The sequence below is a fragment of the Sphingomonas naasensis genome (assembly GCF_004792695.1).
In the GTDB taxonomy this organism is placed as follows: domain Bacteria; phylum Pseudomonadota; class Alphaproteobacteria; order Sphingomonadales; family Sphingomonadaceae; genus Sphingomonas; species Sphingomonas naasensis.
Window position 1 is genome coordinate 125,750 of record NZ_SRXU01000001.1, and the last position, 17,305, is coordinate 143,054.

The following is a 17,305-nucleotide window of genomic DNA, read 5'->3' on the forward strand; positions in this document are numbered from 1 at the left end:
GACATGGAAAAGATCGTCACCAAGAAGTCGTTCATCGGCGGCCGGCTCGTCTATCCGGGCGAGACCGTCGATGTCGACGCCAAGGGCGAGGCGCTGCCCGCAGCATCCACGCCCATCGGTCAGATGACCGTCGAGCAGCTGCGCGCCGCTCTCGCCAATCGGGAAGCCGAAGAAGCCGGGGACGGCGAGCCGCGTTTCGGTGCGAACGTCGCCGATGCGACCGAGGCCAACACCGGTGCCCAGCAGGCCGCCATGGCGCCGGTCGCGCCGGGCAACGGGCTGCGTCCCCAGACGCTTCCGCCCGGCACGGTCGAGCACAACAACACTTTCATCCGCCCCGCCCCCGCCGATGCACCCGCGGCGGTCGAGGTGGTTGTCGGTCCGGCAGCCGAGGTCGGGGACGTGAGCCTGTTCGACGGCGACGGCGACGGCAAACCGGGCGGCTCGATGCCACAGGAGCCGGTCGCGCTGGGCGGCAAGAACAAGGCGCAGCTGCTCGAGATCGCCGCAGCGGAGAAGGTCGAGGTGGCCGAAGGCGCCACCAACGACGAGATCCGCGAAGCGATCGAGGCGAAGCGCAACGACGCCTGATCGCTGCTATCGACGATTGTTGGACGGGGCGGCTTCGGTCGCCCCGTTTCGTTTGGGCACCCTGTGCGTCGGCGCACTCCATCGCTGCGGCCGCGCTAGTTCGAAGCGATGGGCGGTCCGCTAACCAGAGGTCAGGGCAACAGCCGATATCAAACGGCGGAGGCGCGCGGCGCGGAGAGGCGCGGCCAGACCATCCCCTATGACGTGAACGGCGCGCCGAGTGGCGGCACCGCCGACGACGCTGCGACCTTGCAGGGGCAGGACGGGACTTTCTACCGGTCACGCGGCAATCACACCGGGGCGCAGCTTTCCGCCACCATTTCGGACCTGGCGGAAGCCGTGCAGGATCTGGTCGGCGCAATGGTCGCCGCCGGCGCCGGCATTTCGGTCAGCTACAACGATGGCGCGGGGACGCTCACCGTCTCGCTCAATGCTGGAATATCCGACATCAGCGGCTTGGCTGCGGCGCTCGCCCTCAAGGCGCCGCTCGCGTCTCCGGCGCTGACCGGCACGCCCACAGCGCCAACGGCCGCGCCGGGCACGAACTCGACGCAGCTCGCGACAACGGCTTTCGTCGCCGCGCTGGTCTCGCTCGCCACGACCGGGCTGATCGATCTCAAGGGCGACATCGATTGCTCGGCCAACCCCAACTATCCCGCGGCGTCGAAGGGTGACGCCTATGTGGTGTCGGTCGCCGGGAAGATCGGTGGCGCGTCGGGAATCAGCGTCGATGTCGGCGATACCGTGATCGCCAAGGCCGACAACGTCGGCGGAACGCAGGCGGCCGTGGGGACGTCGTGGTGGGCGCAGGAGCATAATCTCGCCGGGGCGCTGCTATCGGCCAACAACCTATCCGATGTCACCAGCGCCGCGACGGCGCGCGGTAATCTCGGTCTCGGCACGATGGCAACGCAGAATGCGAATGGCGTTGCGATCACCGGGGGCACTTTTTCCGGGCTCACCTCGGGGTCGGTGGGGGCGTTCAATTTCACCGCCGGCAATGTTTGCGATTGGGGCTCGACCTTCTCGAATGGCCGTATCACCTGGGGCGCCGGCTACGCCGCGATCCAGTCGCTCGGTTCCAACACGCTGCGCCTCGGCGTGCCCGCGCTGACCACAGCGTTGGTTTTCGACACTACCGGCGGCGCAACCTTTGGTGCCGCGGTCGACGTTCAGGGCTCGCTGCGCTGCGACTCCCTCCGCATCGATCAGACGCCGGTCGCCGGGACGTTCACGCCGACCCACACAGCAACGATCAACTTAAACGGCACGAACTATCGGGTCGCGGTCGCGGTGTAGTGCCTGTGCATCATCGCCCCTCATCGCGGCGGCATCGTTAGACCGGACGCCATGGCCCTCTCCCGCCTTCAGATCTGGAACATGGCGATCGGTGAGCTTCCGTCGGCCCGCATCGATACGATCGACGAGACGAGCATCGAGGCCGAGGCGTGCCGGGATCAATACCAGCCCGCGCTCGAACTCCTCCTCGACGATCACGCCTACGATTTCGCGAATGTGCGCACCACCCTTGCCTTGGTCACCAACGACCGCGCGCAGGAATGGGATTACGCCTACGACCTGCCGACCAATCTGGCGAAGCCGAGCCATATTCTGCCCGTATCTGCGGCGGACGTGTCCACCTTCCGCGCGTTCAGCTGGTTCGGGGCGATGCGCGGCTTCGAGACGATGGTGCCCTACCGTATCGAGGGCGGCCGCCTTTACACCAACCAGGACGGCGCGATCCTCGACCACACCACGACTACCCCGTCGGAGGCGAGCTTCACGCCGAAGTTCGCCCGCGCCCTCGCGCTGGAGCTCGCCACCCGCATCGTCATGCCGGTGAAGAAGGATCGCGCCCGCCAGCTCGAGTTGATCCGCATGGCGGAGATCGCCCGCGAACGCGCCAAGGCCGACGACATGAACCGCGACCGCGAGACGGTGCGCGATTTCGTCCCCGAGGTTCAGCTGGCGCGTCTGGGGCTGATCTGATGTCCGGGCCGCGCGCGGGGCAGTTCAACTTCTCCAAGGGCATCCTGTCGAAGGAACTCTGGGGCCGCCACGACATCGCGCCGTACAGCGCTGGCGTCCGCGAGGCGAAGAATGTCCTGATCCTCAAATATGGCGGCCTGACCAAGCGCCCGGGCTCGCGGCTCGTCTATGAGGTCCGCGACGGGGCGAAGCGGATCATCCCGTTCGAGGGGGCCTATGAAGCGTCCTATGCGATGCTGCTTGGTCAGGGGAACATGCGGCTCGCGGCTCTTGGCGGCATGGTGCTCGAGCAGGCTTTGACCGTCGAGGCGGCGACCAACGCCAACCCGGTGGTGATCACCGCCAGCTTCCACGGCCTGTCCGACGGTGACGAGGTGTTTTTCCGCGACGTCGCCGGCATGATCGAGTTGAACGGGCGCGTCCTGACGGTGACTGTGATCGACGACGATCACTTCTCCGTTGCGGTGGACGGGAGGCAATTCGGCGTGTTCACCGGGGATGCCGGCGGCATCATCCGTACCGAGGCACCCGAGCCCCCTGCACCGCCCCCCGTGGTGCCCGATCCGGTCGCCCCCCCGCCCGATCCGGATGTCGGCGGCGTTGGCGATGGCGGCCTTGGGGGTGGTCTTTATTGCGTCGCTGCGGACACGATGATCCTGATGGCGGACGGCACGGAGAAGTCCGCGCGGCGCGTCGTTGTCGGCGAGCTCGTCCGCACCCGACATGCAGTGACGCTCGAATGGGGAGATTACCGGGTCGTTGCGGCCGCACGGGTAAAGCGAGCCGTCTGGAGCGCCGAAATCGACGGCCGGGTTATCCGCGCGTCGAAGGGTCACCGGCTCTGGATCGACGGCGCGTGGCGGAAGATCGAGACGCTTGGCGCCCGCGACGGCGTCGACGAGGTGGTCAGGATCAGCATCGCTGGCGCCCAGACCTATGTTTCGAACGGCGTCCTTTCCCACAACCTCAAGCCGGAAGCGCCCTGATGAGCGTTGCACGCATCTACAAGGTCGGCTCGCCCTACAACGCCGTCGAGCTCCGCGAGATCGACTATGCGAGACCGATGGAACGGTCGAGGACGTCTGTGCCGTGAAAGAGGGCGGCGAGACCCGCGTCTATCTGCTCGTCCTGCGCACGATCAACGGGGTCGAGCGGCGATTCCTCGAGCGCCTTTCGAGCGCCACATGGGATCAGGTCGAGGACAGCTGCTATCTGGACTGCGCGGTGACCTTCCGCCCGGAGAGCCCGACCAGCCAGTTCGGCGCGACCGGCGATGGGACGACGGTCGACACGCAGGCGATCAACCGGGCGATCGCTGCCTGCTCTAGCGGGGACACCCTGTATTTCCCGCCGGGGATCTATCTCGTCGACAACTCCGAGATCATCGTCTCCAGCCACGGGGACACCTCGCTCCGGCCTCTGCCTGACGGTGTGAACATCTTCATGGAAGGGGGAGCTTGGGCGAAGCGAGCGCCGGCCGCGAACGACGTCATCTTTTTCACCTGCGACGGCAACAACACGCTGCAGGTTAACGTGGATGGAGACGAGTTCCCGGGATCCATGACCGGCGCATGGCCTGCCGGCTCGTCTACCTTCGGCGTCTTCGCACGGACTGCAGACGGCGTGCGCGTCGTGCAGTCGCGCTTCAAGAACATCAAGGGCTATGGAATCCAGATGCGCGGCGGGTCGCGGTGGGTTGTCTCGGGCTGCGATTTCTACCGTATCGGGCTCAGCGGCGCCCTGTTCCAGAACCTCGCCCCGGTGCGGCACTGCATCGTCAGCAATTGCACCTTCGAGGACATGGGCGACACGGCCGCAGCCTTCTCCCCGATGGCTGATGAAACTTCGGATATTTCCCTGAACATCATCACCGGCTGCACGGCGCGGAACACCAATTATCGCACGGCCGGCTTCGCCTTCGATTTCGAGGGTGGGTACTATACCGGCACCTATCACCACAATTTGATTATCGGCTGCACTGTCGAGCAGACCCAGGGCGATGCCGTTGCCCAAGGCGGGGTGACGATCAATCTGCTCAACGAGAGCTCGGCGATCATCGGTTGCGTGTGCAAAGGGCGCACCACCGGCGCCCTCACGAGCGATGTCGGTATTTCGGTCCCGGGGACGACCGGCATCCTTGTCGAAGGCAATCTTGTCGAGAATTTCCGCGGCGGGGGCGTCTATGCTGACGGCGCCGCTACTCCCACGATCAACGCCAATCGGATCAAGAATTGCGGTGAGGGATCGAGCCCGCTCTACAGCACGATCCTGCTTGCCTATCTCTTTGGCTCGACGGGCGCTGTGGTCACTGGCAACTCGATCGAATGCGACACCGCGTACACCTATGGCGGCAACGGTGGCGCCGCAATCTTTGCCCGGCGCTTCAATGCGAACAACGTCACTGATCTGGTAATTCAGTCCAACCGCATCCGTAACCCGATCGGCTTCGGGATCGAGGTCTTCGGTTTCTCCGGCGGCAGCAGCTATACCGGCAGGGTCACGATCAAGAACAACGTGATTGCCGGAGACGGGTCATCTACCGTTTTCCTGAACAACCCGATCTTTGCGAATTACGTCGTAGGGCTCTGCATCAAGGACAACGAGGTTCACGAAACCAAATACGGGTTCGACCTGACAGGCTCGACCAACATTCAGGTCGTTGGCAACACGATCGAGAACCTGACGACCTCCCCGACCATCGCCGCGGGCATCAATCTCACCAGCACCGACAAGGCGACGGTGGAGAAAAACAAGCTGAATGCGACATTCACGTCCAAATTGGTCACGACGAGCGCAACGAATCTAGTGGTTGGCGAGAACTCCGGCATTGCGCTCACCAACGCCGTTGACGACGCGGCGGCGGCGGCCGCCGGCGTCACCATTGGTAGCAAGTACCGCAACGGCTCCGTGATCATGCAGAGGATCGCTTGAGTGCGTCAGGCCGCCCCGTTGACCCGCGATAGCCTCCCGCCACCTCGCTGTGATGCGGTTTGCATGAAAGCGGCAACGCACGTTGGGCGCATTGCCGGCGAGATGCGCGCGCTTGGCAGGATCGCCCATCAGCTGCGCCAAAGCGTCGCCGAGCGCTCCAATATCTCCCACCGGGACAAGCATGCCGTCATGGCCGTCAGTGATCACGCTGCGGGGGCCATAGTCACAATCGGCAGCAACACACGGCAGGCCGAGCGCCATCGCCTCGAGCAACGCATTCGGGAGTCCCTCGAAGCGGGACGGAAGTGCGAAGATGGAGGCGCGAGCCATCGCCTCATGCACGTTGACCACGAAGCCGCGGAACTCGACGCGATCGCCGACGCCAAGCTCGTTCGCGAGTTGCCGAAGGGGGTCGAGTTCTGGGCCCTGCCCGAGGAGGGCAAGGCGCCAACCGGGGTTGAGTGCATCAGCCTTGGCAAAGGCACGGATGAGCAGATCATGCCCCTTGCGGTGCTGGAGCGAGCCGACAGCCACGATCAGGCGCTCGCGTGGCTTGGTCAACTCGGGAACGCGGTGGATCATGTTCGGAATGACGGACACGACGTTGATGTCCCGCGCCCGGCACCAATCGGCGACCGCCCCTGTCTGCACCACGACAGCCGCTCGACGGTAAGCCCAAATCGCCGGAGAGTGCCAATGCGGCTTCATCCACGCGTCAGGGTTGTTTCGGATCGAGACGATCGCCGGCAAGCCCATAAGCTTGGCCGCCGCCACGCACATGATGTTGGATACATCCGAAAAGCTGATGATCGTCTCGGGTTTCTCGCGACGGATCAACGACAGGAGCCGGAGCCAGGATCGACCCATGGTCAGCGCCCGACGGATCTTGCCCCCGTGCAGTTCGTGCCGGCGCAGATGGAAGCGGGCGATACCCGGAAGCAATTCGTAACAGTCAGCGACTTCCGGGGACGCCCATGTGGCGACCGCCACGGCATGACCGCGCTCCGTCAGTTCGTTGGCAAGGTGGCACAGTTGCCGCTCCGCGCCGCCGCCTCCGAGGCTCTCGTTGACCAGCAGCAGCCGCTGCTTCTTACCCACCAAGGTAAAACTCACCCGGCGCACCGATCGGATCAGCAGCAGCCGGCGCAGGAGGCTCACTTCCTCGCGGTATCCCTTGCGAACCGACTGAACGCGGAACCCGGCCTCGCGGAAAAGCTCCTCCCACCCCTTGCGCGATCGGAAGCGCACGCCGACGCCGAGCGTATTCGCGCGAAGCGACGGGCAGAACTTGCCGATGAAGGCGCACAGGCTGGACAGTTTCGGGCTGCTGGTAATGGCGTAGATCAGCCGCGCAGAGGTGTCTCCGAACCACGAATCGTAGGCGTACTCGTTGACGAACACCGGGGTATGTGTCGGCGCCCAGTTTCGCAGCGCAGACAGCTGAAGCTGACGGGTCGCGGCCTCATCCGCTCCCACAAGGTGGTGCAGGACGAGGTTGAAGCAAGCCGCCGTCTCGTCTCCTCGCGGCCGGTAAGTGATGGCATCCGCATGCTCGGCCTCGACCCCAGCAGCGGCGCAACACGCGATAGCATCCTGATCGAGATCAACCACGCGCGGAGTAATATCGGGGCGCTGGCCGGCAAGTGCCGAGCCGAAATGCCCGCAGCCGCCACCGAGATCGACAACAACGCCGCCCGAAACGGGACAGATGGCGAGGAAGTCGGCCACCTGCTCACTTACGAAGGCACGGTGCGAAAAGGCTGCCAGCTGCGAGCCGGCAAGTATTCGCTGCTGGGGCGAATGGGCGTTCACTCGCGCAAGCTATCATCCCCCGGACTCGCGACCAAGAGAAAATGCCGGTGAGCGACCCCGGCATCCTCGACGAAGCGGTCACCGCAGCCGCCACCGGCTCAGGCGTCGGGGGCGGCTTCTTCGCGCTGCGGTGGTTGGTCCAATGGCTGACCGGCCGGCTGGACAAGCGGCAGGCGCTGCTCGACGCGCAAGACGAGCGGGTAGATCGCGAATGGCAAAAAATTCGCGAGAAGGTTGAGGCTCGACTGGACAAGGTCGAGCTTCAGAACGAGGCGTTGCGCTTCGCCTTCCACCACGTCGCCGCGGCGCTGATCAAGGTCGACCCGACGAACCCTGCGCTGGCGCAAGCCGAGCAGATGCTCTCGGCCGCGTTCCCTCTCGACCTTCGGCTGATGACGGACCGCGCCGAGATTGCGTTGGCACGTGACGAACTCGAGAGGCGCGTATGACCCGCCGCATCGGACCCAAGGGCCGCGCCCTGATCCAGCAATTCGAGGGATGCGCGAAGCGGCGCGCCGACGGCCGGCTCGACGCCTATCCCGATCCCGGCACCGGTGGCGATCCCTGGACGATCGGTTGGGGCAGCACCGGCCCGGACATCAGGCGCGGCACTGTCTGGACGCAGGCGCAGGCCGACGAGCGATTCGAGGCTGACGTGCACCGGTTCGCGGCGAAGGTCGACGCACTGCTCGGTGACGATCCGACGAAACCGGGCCAGTTCGACGCGATGGTCAGCCTCGCCTACAATATCGGGCTCGGCAACTTCGCGAGCTCGACGTTGCTGCGGCTGCACCGGGCCGGGAACTTCGAGGGGGCCGCGGCGCAGTTCGCAAGATGGAACAAGGCCGCGGGTCGCGTGCTGCCGGGGCTGACGAAGCGCCGGGCGGCCGAGCGCGCGCTGTACGAGCTGCCGGCATGACGTTCCGCGATCCCCGCTTCGTCATCGCCTATACGGTGATCCTCGGGTTCGCAGCAGCTTATGTGCACAGCCCCGACGACACGATGAAGGGCGCGCTTATCGCAGCCTTCGCGGGCGCGTGGGGATATTATCTCGGGTCGAGCTCGAGCAGCAACACGGTCCGCGAGCAGGTCGGCAAGGCGCTGGACATCGCCGCGGCCAATTCGGCTCCGCCGCCGCCCGACGTCGTGCTCAAGCCCGGCGAGACCGCGAAGGCTGAGGAATGACCCGCTTCGCGCGCCTGCTCTGCGGGTTGGGCGCGATCCTGATCCTGCTTGGCTGGTGGTGGATCAATCGGCGAAGGGCCTAGCGACTCACCCGATATTCTGGGTTCTCCGGAATATTCGGTTGCCAGCCTACCAGCGCGACCTGTCGCGAAAAGCCTCGCTCAAGGTTGCCAGGGGGATGCCGTGATTGACCGGCTCCTCCTCGAAGATGTCGCCGAAGGCGCCGAAGATGTCCACGTCGGCGGTCATGAAGTCGTAGACCACGCCGTCGAGAATGTCGCGGCTGCGGTTGACCTTCTTCTTCCGCGGCTTGGGCACGCCATGCTGGAGCATCGTCTTCAGGAACAGGACGCGATAGCTGTAGCCGCGACCGATCCGGTTCGCGTCGTCGATCATGCCGTTGAGGCGCTCGACATAGGCGTTCGTGTACCGGTGCTCGAAGTAGTTGAAGATCCAGTCGCCCCAGTTCGTCATGGCGCTGGTGAAGCGCTTGAAGAACCGGGCGTACTTGGTGGGCAGGTCGCGGCGCCAGGCGATATAGGCCTGCTCGGCTTCCCGGCGATCGGACAGGTCCCAGATAGCGCAGGCGCGCTCCTTCCACTCGTAGATCTCGGCGAGCTCGGGGTGCATCTCCGTCATGCGGTGGAACGCCGCGACGTGCTTGGGCTCCCAGTCCTGGCGGTGCTTCAGCAGGCACCAGCGCTGGTGGAGCATCTTGACCCGCTCGCGCTGGGTCTGACCCGGCCGAAGCGCAGCTCGTGCGCGGTCCATGGCCATGGTCGCGTATCGGGTGATGTGGAATTTGTCGATCACGACGGTTGCGCGCGGGAACCAGTCCTTCAGCAGCTTGCGGTAGCCGGCGTACATATCGACGGTCACCACCTCGACGCGATCGAGGTCGTCACGCTTCGCGAAGAACTCGGACAGCGCCTCGTTGCTACGCGACGGCAGCATCCAGAACATGGTCCGCTGCTCGACGTTACCCATGACCGCGCGGAAGCCCTGGAAGATGTGCTTCTCGTCCAGCCCGAGGACGCGCGGCATGTGCGCCTTGATCTCCTTGACGACCGGGATGGCGCGCTCCTGAAACACATCGGCGACGGTGCGCGCGTCGAGGCCGCAGCGATCCGCGACACGGGTGAAGGACGTTCCGGCGCCCTCCTTCAAGATCCAGTCGGACAGACGCCACGTCATGCCGCGGCCGGCGAACGCCCAAGGCAACTCCTCGTACGTCGTGCCGCCGCAGTGGTCGCAGCCCCAGCGGCGGCGCTTGTGGTGGATGATGGCAGGGAACGTGCCGCGCGGCTCGTCAATGAACTGCTGGCTCCGAAACCCGTTCGGCCAGCGCTTCGCCCAATGCGCGCAACACGGGTCGCCTCGGGGCGCAACTGTCTTCGATTCGAAGGTGTGCTGGCCGTTGCTGAAGACGTGCCGCAGCGTCTCGATGTTGTCGATATTCAGGTCGTCGGCGACCAGGCCCTCACGGTTCACTTACCCAGACGCTCCCTGCGGCGCAGCTCGCGGTCCACCGCCTCGCGCACAAGGTCGGTCCTATCCTCGCCCTCGGTTAACACGCCGTTGATGCGCGCGAAGGTGCCCTCCGCGAATCGCGCGACCATGTCTTCCGCCCAGCGCTTCTTCCGTCCCACGCGGGCGGGGTTAGCTGATATGACTTTTGAGTCGCAAGCTCCAAGATTTCGCATATCAGATATTGCTCCCGTAAGTCATATGAGATACTCCGGATATCTCATATCAGATACGGAGGCAATGATGGCGTTAGACGACAAGATCGCGCAGTCGATGGAGATCCTGAATGGCGCGATCGCGGAGCACCGGCCCAGTCACCTTTTCGGGCTATTCAGCGGCGGCCATGACAGCCTCGTGGCGACACATCTCGCGTCGAAGCACCCGGCCTTCACCCGGGCGGTCCACATCAATACTACCATCGGCATTGAGCAGACCCGCCAGTTCGTCCGCGACACATCGCGTGATCGCCAATGGCGGCTTCTCGAATACACGCCGCCGGTCAGCTACCGCGACATCGTACTGGAGCACGGCTTCCCAGGACCTGGCGGCCATCGGTTCATGTACACCCGCCTGAAAGAGCGTTGCGTTGATCGGCTGGTGCGGGAGCACAAGACGAAGTGGAATGATCGCATCGCGCTCATTACGGGCGTCCGCCTCTCGGAGAGCGTGCGCAGGATGGGACACGTTGAGCCCGTCAAGCGCGACGGCTGTCAGCTTTGGGTGGCGCCGATCCTGCACTGGGATGACGACGACAAGCTCGAATACATCGCGCGCGAGGGCCTGAAGCGGAACTCCGTCGTCGATACGATCTGCATGTCCGGCGAGTGCCTGTGTGGCGCCTTCGCCAAGAAGGAAGAGCTGTTCGAACTGGGCGAGGCATTCCCGGAGACCGCTGCGGTCATTCTCGCCTTGCAGGAGGAGGCGGCAGCTGCCGGCGTTCACGCCAAATGGGGCACGCGCCCTCCCGGAAAGCGCGGCAAGGCCACAAAGGGCGGCATGCTCTGCTCGTCCTGCAATCAGCGCAACGGCCTCATGGAGGAAGCGGCATGAGGCGCCAGCTGCGCGATCAGACGGAGTGGCACCGCGTGTTCGCCTGGTGGCCGGTCACGACGATCGACGGCCAGCGGGTCTGGTTGGAGCATGTCGAGCGCCAATACTGGGGGTCGTCCTGGTTCGATGACTACTACCATTATCGTCTGCCGCAGGTGACCCCGTGAGCAACCCGGCAACCACATTTTCCGACTTCAGGAGGTCAGCGTGCGATGTCCGCAGCAACCATATTTTCCAGAGAACCGAAATAGCAGCCGTTGGTTTCGACGAAGAGAGCGGCAATCACGCCGCCCCCGCCCGCGCGAATCCGCGCTCACCGGTTTTCCACTTTCCTCCGCCCCTGAGGGCAAAATCACGCAAGTTTTCCAGCCCGCCAGCCCGAAAACGGCGGAAACCCGTGGTGTCGGGATAATTGACAGGTAACCATCTTCGTTAATCCGCAAAGCGCGGATTTCCGCGGCTGGCCCGGGCCTTGCTTAACTTTCGGCATGTTCGACCGTGTCCGCCGCCTCTTCACGATCAAGACCAAGTTCGAGGCCTATCTCGTCATCTACGGGCTCGGCACCGGCGCGGTCGAGCGCGGCATGCACTATCTCGATCGCTTCCCCGGGCTCGGCGGCAAGATGCTGTTCCTGCTCTGCCCGGTCGCGGTGTTCATGGCGGGTGCCAAGATCCTCGACACGTTCGACATCCCGCAATGATCCGTCCCCGCGCGCGATAAATGCTACCGGTGTCATCCGCGCTTTGCTAAGCCGGGCGCAACGATAGAGTCGAGGAGCGGGTGGATGCGGGCGTTGCTGTCAAAGGCAGTGGGATGGGCATTTGCGGGAATCGCGGCGGCGAGCCTGTCGCTGCCGGCCGCGGCCGCGCCGGATCGGGCGAAGGTCGAGGCGACGATGAAGCGCGCCACCCGCTTCATGGTCGAGAAGGTCGCCACCAATGGCGGCTATGTCTGGTCCTATCTCCCCGACATGTCGCGCCGCTGGGGCGAGATGGAAGCCGCGCCGACGATGATCTGGATCCAGCCGCCCGGCACCGCGACGATGGGGCATGTCTATCTCGACGCCTTTCACGCCACCGGCGACGCCTATTATTACGAAGCCGCCGAGAAGGTCGCCAACGCGCTGATCGCGGTCCAGCACGAGAGCGGCGGCTGGCATTATTTCGGCGATTTCGGCGGCGAGGCCTCGACCCGGCGCTGGTACGACACGATCGGCAAGAACGCGTGGCGGCTCGAGGAATTCCAGCATTATTGGGGCAACGCCACCTTCGACGATGCCGGCACCTCGGAATCGATGCAGTTCCTGCTGCGCCTCTATGCCGAGAAGCACGATCCGAAATATCTCCCCGCGCTCAAGAAGGCGCTGGGCTTCGTCCTCGACAGCCAATATCCGATCGGCGGCTGGCCGCAGCGCTATCCGCTCAAGAGCGAGTTCAGCCACCACGGCAAGCCCGATTACACCAGCTTCATCACCTTCAACGACGATGTCGCGGGCGAGAACATCCAGTTCCTGCTCTATGCGTATCAGACGCTCGGCGCCGATGCGCGCATCCATGACGCCATCATCCGCGCGATGAACGTCTATCTGGTCACCCAGCAGGCGAAGCCGCAGGCCGGCTGGGGGCTGCAATACACACTCGATCTCAAGCCGGTCGGCGCACGCACCTATGAGCCCGACGCGCTCGTCACCCACACCACTGCCGCGAATGTCCGCCAGCTGTTCCGCTTCTATCGGCTGACCGGCGACAAGAAGTTCCTCGCGCGCGTCCCCGATGCGCTCGACTGGCTCGAATCGGTCCGCCTGCCCGCCGATCAGGTCAAGAACGGCCGCGGCTTCCCGACCTTTGTCGAGATCGGCAGCAATCGCCCGCTCTACGTCCACCGCCGCGGCTCGAACGTGGTCAGCGGCGAATATTATGTCGATTACGACCCCGCCAACACGATCACCCATTACAGCGCGACCCGCGCGGTCAATTTGCCGGCGCTGCGCCGCGAATATGACGAGTTGATCGCCTCGGATCCTGCCGAGGTGACGAAGGATTCGCCGCTGCGCACCGCCCAGCCGCTGCCGCGCTACTTCCTCGTCAGCGAGACCGAGACTTCGGACCTCAACACCTCGAGTGGCAGCCGCTCGCCCGAGGCGCTGATCAAGTCGCTCAACGCCGCGGGCTGGTGGCCGACCGAGCTCAGGGCGACGAGCAACCCCTATGCCGGCGACGGCGGCACCACGCCCGCCCCGGGCGACTTCAGCCGCACCAAGGTCGGCGACAAGACCGACACCTCGCCCTACGAGACCGACCATCCGGTCACCGGCATCTCCACCGGCACCTATATCGAGAACATGAAGGTGCTGATCGGCGCGCTGGGGCGCTAGCTCCGCGCGCTCAACGCGCTACCCGTTTGAACCGCATCGTGCCCTCGGGCCGATGCAGCACCAGCGTGTCGCCAACGATCTCGGCCGGAACGTCGCTCAGATCGATCACGCCGAAATCGTTCGGGGTGAGCGTGAACATCGCCACGCGCCCCGTCGCCGCGTCGAGCGGCAGGCGCGCCGATTGCAGGCGGTACGGCGCCAAGCTGAACGTCACGAAGCGCGGGACCCGCCGTTCGCCCTCGGGAAGCGACCACGGCCCGCCCGCCAGATAGGAATCGAGCGGCTCGCCGCTGTCGAACGCGATCCTGAGGTCGACGCCCGGCACGTCGCGGCCGTTGGGCCAGACCAGGCGGATCGCGAACGGAGTGCCCGGCGCCGCGGTCTCGATCCTCGCGGGCGCGATCGTCGGCGCCACCGGGCGCGGCACGCTGGTCAGCCTGATCCGGTTGCCTGCGGCCTCCCACCGCCCTTGCGCGCTCTCGTCGAGCGCCCCCACGGTCAGCCCGTACTGGAAGCTGCCGTCGGCGTTCAGGCGGATGCCCGCCACCAGCTCCATCTCCGAAAGCCTGTATTCGCCGGCCGGCGACGCGAGCGCGGGCGCGGCGGGCGCGCGCGGCACCTCCTGTGCCTGCGCCGGTAGCGCGAAGCAAGCGAGCGCCACGATCCGGCCGAGACCGTCACGCAATCCGCGCGGGAACAGGGGATGTCGCATGTCGCTCCGATCGCCGCCAGGCCGATGCCGCCCTGTGGTGATCCTATCGCCGATACCCGGCGCCCGGAAACATAAAAGCCCCGGCAAGCGCATGGCTTGCCGGGGCTTTTAATGGCGCGCCCGGAACGATTCGAACGTCCGACCCTCAGATTCGTAGTCTGATGCTCTATCCAGCTGAGCTACGGGCGCGCAGTGGAGGGGTGCCTTTAGAAGCGGTTTTCCAATCGCGCAACCCCGTTGCGTGCAGTTTTCCACAGGCTTAAGCAGCCGCCCATGCGCAGCTCGCTTTTCGCCGCCCTTCCCGCCCTCGCGCCCCTCGTCCTGATCGCGCTGGCGGGCTGCACGCAGAGTCCCGACGCCTATCCGTCGCTGCTGCCGCGGCCGATCGAGAAGCAGAGCCTCGCCGAGCCCGAGCGCGTCGCCGCGGTGCCGGTGCCCGATCCCGCGCTCGATTCCCGAATCGCCGCGCTCAGCACCCCGCTCGCGGCCAACAGCCAGAAATTCGCCGCCGCCGCGCAGGATGCCGAAGCCAAAATCGCCGTGGCGCGCGGCGTTGCCGAGGGCTCGGACGCGTGGCTCGATGCCCAGACGGCGCTGAGCACGATCGAATCGCTGCGCGCGCCGACGCTCAACGCCCTCGCCCAGCTCGAGGAGATCGCGATCGAACGCGGCAAGGCCGGCGAGCCGCCCTATCCCGCGCTCGACGCGGTGATCGCCGAGGCCGACGGCATGGCCAAAGCCCAGGACATGCGGATCGCCGCGCTCAAGGCGGCGCTCGGCGGCGAATAGCTTCCCTGTCGCCCGTCCCTTCCAGGAGAATCCACCCCTTGCCCCCACACTGAAAAGGGGGAGTTTGGGTTATTCGTCGGCCAGCGACGGATGGAAGGCGCGCATCACCGGCACCACCGAGGCATAGTCGTCGGTCCACGGCACGAACCCCGGCCGCGGCCGGAGCGTCTCCCAGCGCGGATCGCCATCGGTCAGCCGTGCCAGCGTCGCGGGATCGCGGGAGAGTGCGATCCAGTCGGACACCGCCGCCTCGTCGAGCAGCTCGGACGCGTTCGGCTGATAGACGCGCCGCGCCGCGTGCCAGCCGCCCTGCGCCGCAGCGCCGGCAACCACGGGCGAGAGCGCGAGGAAGCGGTTCGAGATATGGACGAGCAGCAAGCCATTGGGGGCGAGCGCGTGGGCATAGGAGTCGAACGCCTCGGTGGTCATCAGGTGCATCGGCACCGCGTCCGACGAGAAGGCGTCGAGCGCGAGCAGGTCGATGCTGGCCGGCGGCGCCTCGGCGAGCCGCAGCCGCGCATCGCCGACCACCATCGCCGCCTGCGGCGCGCATTGCCGCACGAAACTGAACTTGCCCGCCCCGCTCGACAGCCCGATCACCGCCGGATCGATCTCGTAGAAACGCCATTGCTGGCCCGGCCGGGCATAGCAGGCGAGCGTGCCCGTCCCGAGCCCGACCACCGCGATCCGCGCCGCCGGACCGTAGAGCGCGGGCGCGGCGAGCATCGCGCGGCCGACGCCCGAGCCGGGGACATAATAGGTCGTCGGGATGCGCGCGCGCGCTCCCTTGAGCTGGATGCCGTGGAGCGTCGTGCCATGCGCCAGCCGGCGCTCGTCGGGCAGGTCGCTCACCGTGTAGACGCCGAAATAGCTGCGCGTGCGGTCGCCGCTCAACGAGATGTCGATCGCGCGATAGCCCCCGAACAGGAACAGCGCGCCCGCCAGCGCGACCAGCCACGGCACGCGCAGGCCGGTCGCGAGCAAGCCGATCGCGGCGACCGCGAGGAAGGCGATCTGCTCGTGCATCCCGCCGAGCACGCCGCCGGGATTGGCGAGGCCGAGCCAGACGAAGATCGCCACGAGCAAGGTGGCGAGCAGGATCTTGATGCGCAGGATCTGCCCCTCCCCCTGCCACAGCCGCGCCAGCGCGGGGAACAGGAAGGTCTGCGGCGCCAGCGCGCCCGCGGCGAGGATCAGCAGCGGATATTCATAGGTCCAGTCGCACAGCACCGGCGCGATCAGGCCGGAAAAGACGCCGCCCAGCGCGCCGCCCACCGACATGGCGAGGTAGAAGCCGGTCAGCCGGTCGGGTGCCGGCCGCAGCCGGTACATGCACGAATGCAGCGACACCGCGACGACGAAGAGCAGGACCAGCCCGATCAGCGCGTTGAAATAGGCGAGCTTCTGGTGCCCGGCGATCAGCGTCGCGCCGAACAGCAACACGATGATCGGCGTGAATTTGGCGAGCAGGGCGGGGATCGTCTCGCCTTCGCGGAACGCGACCGAGAAGCTCAGCAGATAAAGGCCGAGCGGCAACACCCAGAGCATCGGCATCGCGACGATGTCGGTGGTGAGGAAGGTCGTGGTCGCGAGCATCAGCCCCGAGGGGACGAAGGCGAGGACGATCCAGTGGAGCACGCGCCGCGCGTCCGGCGCCGGGCTGTGATGCGCGACGTGCGGCTCCTCGGGCGCCTTGCGCGGCAGCAAGGTCGCGCAGGCCGCGACGAGCACGAAGACGAGGCCATAGCCGATCGTCCACAGCCAGCTCTGCGCCCTGAGCGCCAGCGCCGGCTCGACGATCAGCGGATAGGCGATCAGCCCGCCGAAGCTGCCGATGTTCGACGCAGCGTAGAGCGCATAGGGATCGCGCCCGCCGCTCGCGACGCTGTACCAGCGCTGGAGCAGCGGCGCCTGCGCCGAGATCGCGAAGAACAGCGGCCCGATCGAGGCGCCGAACAGCCACGGCACCCACAAGGCCGGCTCGGCATCGGCCGGCAATTCCATCGCGGTGAGCCCGATCGGCAGCCAGATCGCGGCGACGGCGAGCACCGCGAGGTGGATTCCCGCCTGCGCGCGGACGGGCACGCGTCCGAGCCAATGGGCATAGGCATAGCCGCCGAGCAGCAGCGCCTGGTAGACCAGCATCGCGCTGTTCCACACCGCCGGCGCGCCGCCGAGCCGCGGCAGCGCCATCCGCGCGACCATCGGCTGGACGAGGAACAGCAGGAAGGAGCCGGTCAGGATGGCGAGGACGAACAGCCAGCGGAATCGCGTCCGCTGCCCCGTCGCCTGTTCCACACCGTCCGCCATGCTCGTCTCCCCTGCGGGCCGCCTTGCGCCGCGT

17 protein-coding genes, 1 tRNA gene and 1 pseudogene are annotated in these 17,305 nt (G+C 66.0%); 13 read left to right on the forward strand and 6 right to left on the reverse strand.

Translation table 11 applies throughout. The features are described from left to right. The first annotated feature begins 3 nt into the window (after positions 1 to 3). From E5A74_RS00695 to E5A74_RS21170, 5 genes are all read left to right on the forward strand, one after another. The gene (locus E5A74_RS00695) at positions 4 to 591 is read left to right on the forward strand and encodes a hypothetical protein (protein WP_135981839.1); all 588 of its coding nucleotides are present in this window, start codon (positions 4 to 6) and stop codon (positions 589 to 591) included. Between the two features lie 108 nt (positions 592 to 699). Beyond that, entirely contained in the window at positions 700 to 1,890 is a 1,191-nt protein-coding gene (locus E5A74_RS00700) for a hypothetical protein (RefSeq protein ID WP_135981840.1), read from the forward strand. Between the two features lie 81 nt (positions 1,891 to 1,971). Next, on the forward strand, positions 1,972 to 2,580 hold the full coding sequence (locus E5A74_RS20725) for a phage connector family protein (protein ID WP_166745550.1): 609 nt from the start codon (positions 1,972 to 1,974) through the stop codon (positions 2,578 to 2,580). Then, the gene (locus tag E5A74_RS00705; RefSeq protein ID WP_166745551.1) at positions 2,580 to 3,566 is read left to right on the forward strand and encodes a ubiquitin-activating E1 FCCH domain-containing protein; all 987 of its coding nucleotides are present in this window, start codon (positions 2,580 to 2,582) and stop codon (positions 3,564 to 3,566) included. The genes E5A74_RS20725 and E5A74_RS00705 overlap by 1 nt, the downstream gene beginning before the upstream one ends. A 103-nt stretch (positions 3,567 to 3,669) precedes the next feature. Continuing rightward, positions 3,670 to 5,511 (forward strand): right-handed parallel beta-helix repeat-containing protein, encoded by a 1,842-nt coding sequence (locus tag E5A74_RS21170; RefSeq protein ID WP_240699585.1) that lies wholly within the window; start codon positions 3,670 to 3,672, stop codon positions 5,509 to 5,511. A 96-nt stretch (positions 5,512 to 5,607) separates the two neighbouring features. On the opposite strand, the pseudogene E5A74_RS21395 reads toward E5A74_RS21170, so the two are convergent. Then, positions 5,608 to 7,323 (reverse strand): annotated as a pseudogene (locus E5A74_RS21395) (glycosyltransferase); the annotation flags it as partial. A gap of 41 nt (positions 7,324 to 7,364) precedes the next feature. Between E5A74_RS21395 and E5A74_RS00720 the strand changes: the two are divergent. The 3 genes from E5A74_RS00720 to E5A74_RS00730 are packed head-to-tail and all read left to right on the forward strand — an operon-like array spanning position 7,365 to position 8,508. Next, entirely contained in the window at positions 7,365 to 7,772 is a 408-nt protein-coding gene (locus tag E5A74_RS00720; protein ID WP_135981848.1) for a hypothetical protein, read from the forward strand. Further along, positions 7,769 to 8,242 carry a lysozyme gene (locus E5A74_RS00725; protein WP_135981850.1) on the forward strand — a complete coding sequence of 158 codons (474 nt, stop codon included), beginning with the start codon at positions 7,769 to 7,771 and terminating at the stop codon, positions 8,240 to 8,242. The genes E5A74_RS00720 and E5A74_RS00725 overlap by 4 nt, the downstream gene beginning before the upstream one ends. Beyond that, positions 8,239 to 8,508 carry a hypothetical protein gene (locus E5A74_RS00730; RefSeq protein ID WP_135981852.1) on the forward strand — a complete coding sequence of 90 codons (270 nt, stop codon included), beginning with the start codon at positions 8,239 to 8,241 and terminating at the stop codon, positions 8,506 to 8,508. Before E5A74_RS00725 ends, E5A74_RS00730 begins: the two co-directional genes overlap by 4 nt. A 129-nt stretch (positions 8,509 to 8,637) precedes the next feature. Here E5A74_RS00730 and E5A74_RS00735 read toward each other — a convergent pair whose 3' ends face one another. Both E5A74_RS00735 and E5A74_RS20735 read right to left on the reverse strand, forming a co-directional pair. Continuing rightward, positions 8,638 to 9,999: an ISL3 family transposase gene (locus tag E5A74_RS00735; protein ID WP_135981854.1), complete on the reverse strand. Its 1,362-nt coding sequence runs from the start codon at positions 9,997 to 9,999 to the stop codon at positions 8,638 to 8,640. Further along, positions 9,996 to 10,157 carry a hypothetical protein gene (locus E5A74_RS20735; protein ID WP_166745552.1) on the reverse strand — a complete coding sequence of 54 codons (162 nt, stop codon included), beginning with the start codon at positions 10,155 to 10,157 and terminating at the stop codon, positions 9,996 to 9,998. Before E5A74_RS20735 ends, E5A74_RS00735 begins: the two co-directional genes overlap by 4 nt. A gap of 121 nt (positions 10,158 to 10,278) precedes the next feature. Here E5A74_RS20735 and E5A74_RS00740 point away from each other — a divergent pair, with 121 nt between their 5' ends. From E5A74_RS00740 to E5A74_RS00750, 4 genes are all read left to right on the forward strand, one after another. Then, on the forward strand, positions 10,279 to 11,085 hold the full coding sequence (locus E5A74_RS00740) for a phosphoadenosine phosphosulfate reductase family protein (RefSeq protein WP_166745553.1): 807 nt from the start codon (positions 10,279 to 10,281) through the stop codon (positions 11,083 to 11,085). Continuing rightward, positions 11,082 to 11,252 (forward strand): hypothetical protein, encoded by a 171-nt coding sequence (locus E5A74_RS20740; RefSeq protein WP_166745554.1) that lies wholly within the window; start codon positions 11,082 to 11,084, stop codon positions 11,250 to 11,252. Before E5A74_RS00740 ends, E5A74_RS20740 begins: the two co-directional genes overlap by 4 nt. Before the next feature lie 321 nt (positions 11,253 to 11,573). Next, positions 11,574 to 11,786, forward strand: coding sequence for a hypothetical protein (locus E5A74_RS00745; RefSeq protein ID WP_135981859.1), 213 nt, complete (start codon positions 11,574 to 11,576; stop codon positions 11,784 to 11,786). An 84-nt stretch (positions 11,787 to 11,870) separates the two neighbouring features. Continuing rightward, positions 11,871 to 13,460, forward strand: coding sequence for a pectate lyase (locus tag E5A74_RS00750; protein ID WP_135981861.1), 1,590 nt, complete (start codon positions 11,871 to 11,873; stop codon positions 13,458 to 13,460). A 10-nt stretch (positions 13,461 to 13,470) separates the two neighbouring features. Here the strand turns inward: E5A74_RS00750 and E5A74_RS00755 are convergent, their stop codons facing one another. Further along, positions 13,471 to 14,172 (reverse strand): hypothetical protein, encoded by a 702-nt coding sequence (locus E5A74_RS00755; RefSeq protein WP_135981863.1) that lies wholly within the window; start codon positions 14,170 to 14,172, stop codon positions 13,471 to 13,473. A 112-nt stretch (positions 14,173 to 14,284) separates the two neighbouring features. After that, positions 14,285 to 14,361 (reverse strand) — tRNA-Arg (locus E5A74_RS00760). An 84-nt stretch (positions 14,362 to 14,445) separates the two neighbouring features. On the opposite strand from E5A74_RS00760, the gene E5A74_RS00765 reads away from it, so the two are divergent. Further along, positions 14,446 to 14,961 (forward strand): hypothetical protein, encoded by a 516-nt coding sequence (locus tag E5A74_RS00765; protein WP_135981865.1) that lies wholly within the window; start codon positions 14,446 to 14,448, stop codon positions 14,959 to 14,961. Positions 14,962 to 15,030: 69 nt separating this feature from the next. Here the strand turns inward: E5A74_RS00765 and E5A74_RS00770 are convergent, their stop codons facing one another. Then, positions 15,031 to 17,271, reverse strand: a complete 2,241-nt coding sequence (locus tag E5A74_RS00770) for a fused MFS transporter/spermidine synthase family protein (protein ID WP_135981867.1) — start codon at positions 17,269 to 17,271, stop codon at positions 15,031 to 15,033. Positions 17,272 to 17,305 lie beyond the last annotated feature (34 nt).

Excerpts from the sequence above, each read along its gene's own strand:
- E5A74_RS00695 (WP_135981839.1), top strand. The coding sequence starts at position 4 with ATGGAAAAGATCGTCACCAAGAAGTCGTTCATCGGCGGCCGGCTCGTC.
- E5A74_RS00700 (WP_135981840.1), top strand. The coding sequence starts at position 700 with ATGGGCGGTCCGCTAACCAGAGGTCAGGGCAACAGCCGATATCAAACG.
- E5A74_RS20725 (WP_166745550.1), top strand. The coding sequence starts at position 1,972 with ATGGCGATCGGTGAGCTTCCGTCGGCCCGCATCGATACGATCGACGAG.
- E5A74_RS00705 (WP_166745551.1), top strand. The coding sequence starts at position 2,580 with ATGTCCGGGCCGCGCGCGGGGCAGTTCAACTTCTCCAAGGGCATCCTG.
- E5A74_RS00720 (WP_135981848.1), top strand. The coding sequence starts at position 7,365 with ATGCCGGTGAGCGACCCCGGCATCCTCGACGAAGCGGTCACCGCAGCC.
- E5A74_RS00725 (WP_135981850.1), top strand. The coding sequence starts at position 7,769 with ATGACCCGCCGCATCGGACCCAAGGGCCGCGCCCTGATCCAGCAATTC.
- E5A74_RS00730 (WP_135981852.1), top strand. The coding sequence starts at position 8,239 with ATGACGTTCCGCGATCCCCGCTTCGTCATCGCCTATACGGTGATCCTC.
- E5A74_RS00740 (WP_166745553.1), top strand. The coding sequence starts at position 10,279 with ATGGCGTTAGACGACAAGATCGCGCAGTCGATGGAGATCCTGAATGGC.
- E5A74_RS20740 (WP_166745554.1), top strand. The coding sequence starts at position 11,082 with ATGAGGCGCCAGCTGCGCGATCAGACGGAGTGGCACCGCGTGTTCGCC.
- E5A74_RS00745 (WP_135981859.1), top strand. The coding sequence starts at position 11,574 with ATGTTCGACCGTGTCCGCCGCCTCTTCACGATCAAGACCAAGTTCGAG.
- E5A74_RS00750 (WP_135981861.1), top strand. The coding sequence starts at position 11,871 with ATGCGGGCGTTGCTGTCAAAGGCAGTGGGATGGGCATTTGCGGGAATC.
- E5A74_RS00755 (WP_135981863.1), bottom strand. The coding sequence starts at position 14,172 with ATGCGACATCCCCTGTTCCCGCGCGGATTGCGTGACGGTCTCGGCCGG.
- E5A74_RS00765 (WP_135981865.1), top strand. The coding sequence starts at position 14,446 with ATGCGCAGCTCGCTTTTCGCCGCCCTTCCCGCCCTCGCGCCCCTCGTC.
- E5A74_RS00770 (WP_135981867.1), bottom strand. The coding sequence starts at position 17,271 with ATGGCGGACGGTGTGGAACAGGCGACGGGGCAGCGGACGCGATTCCGC.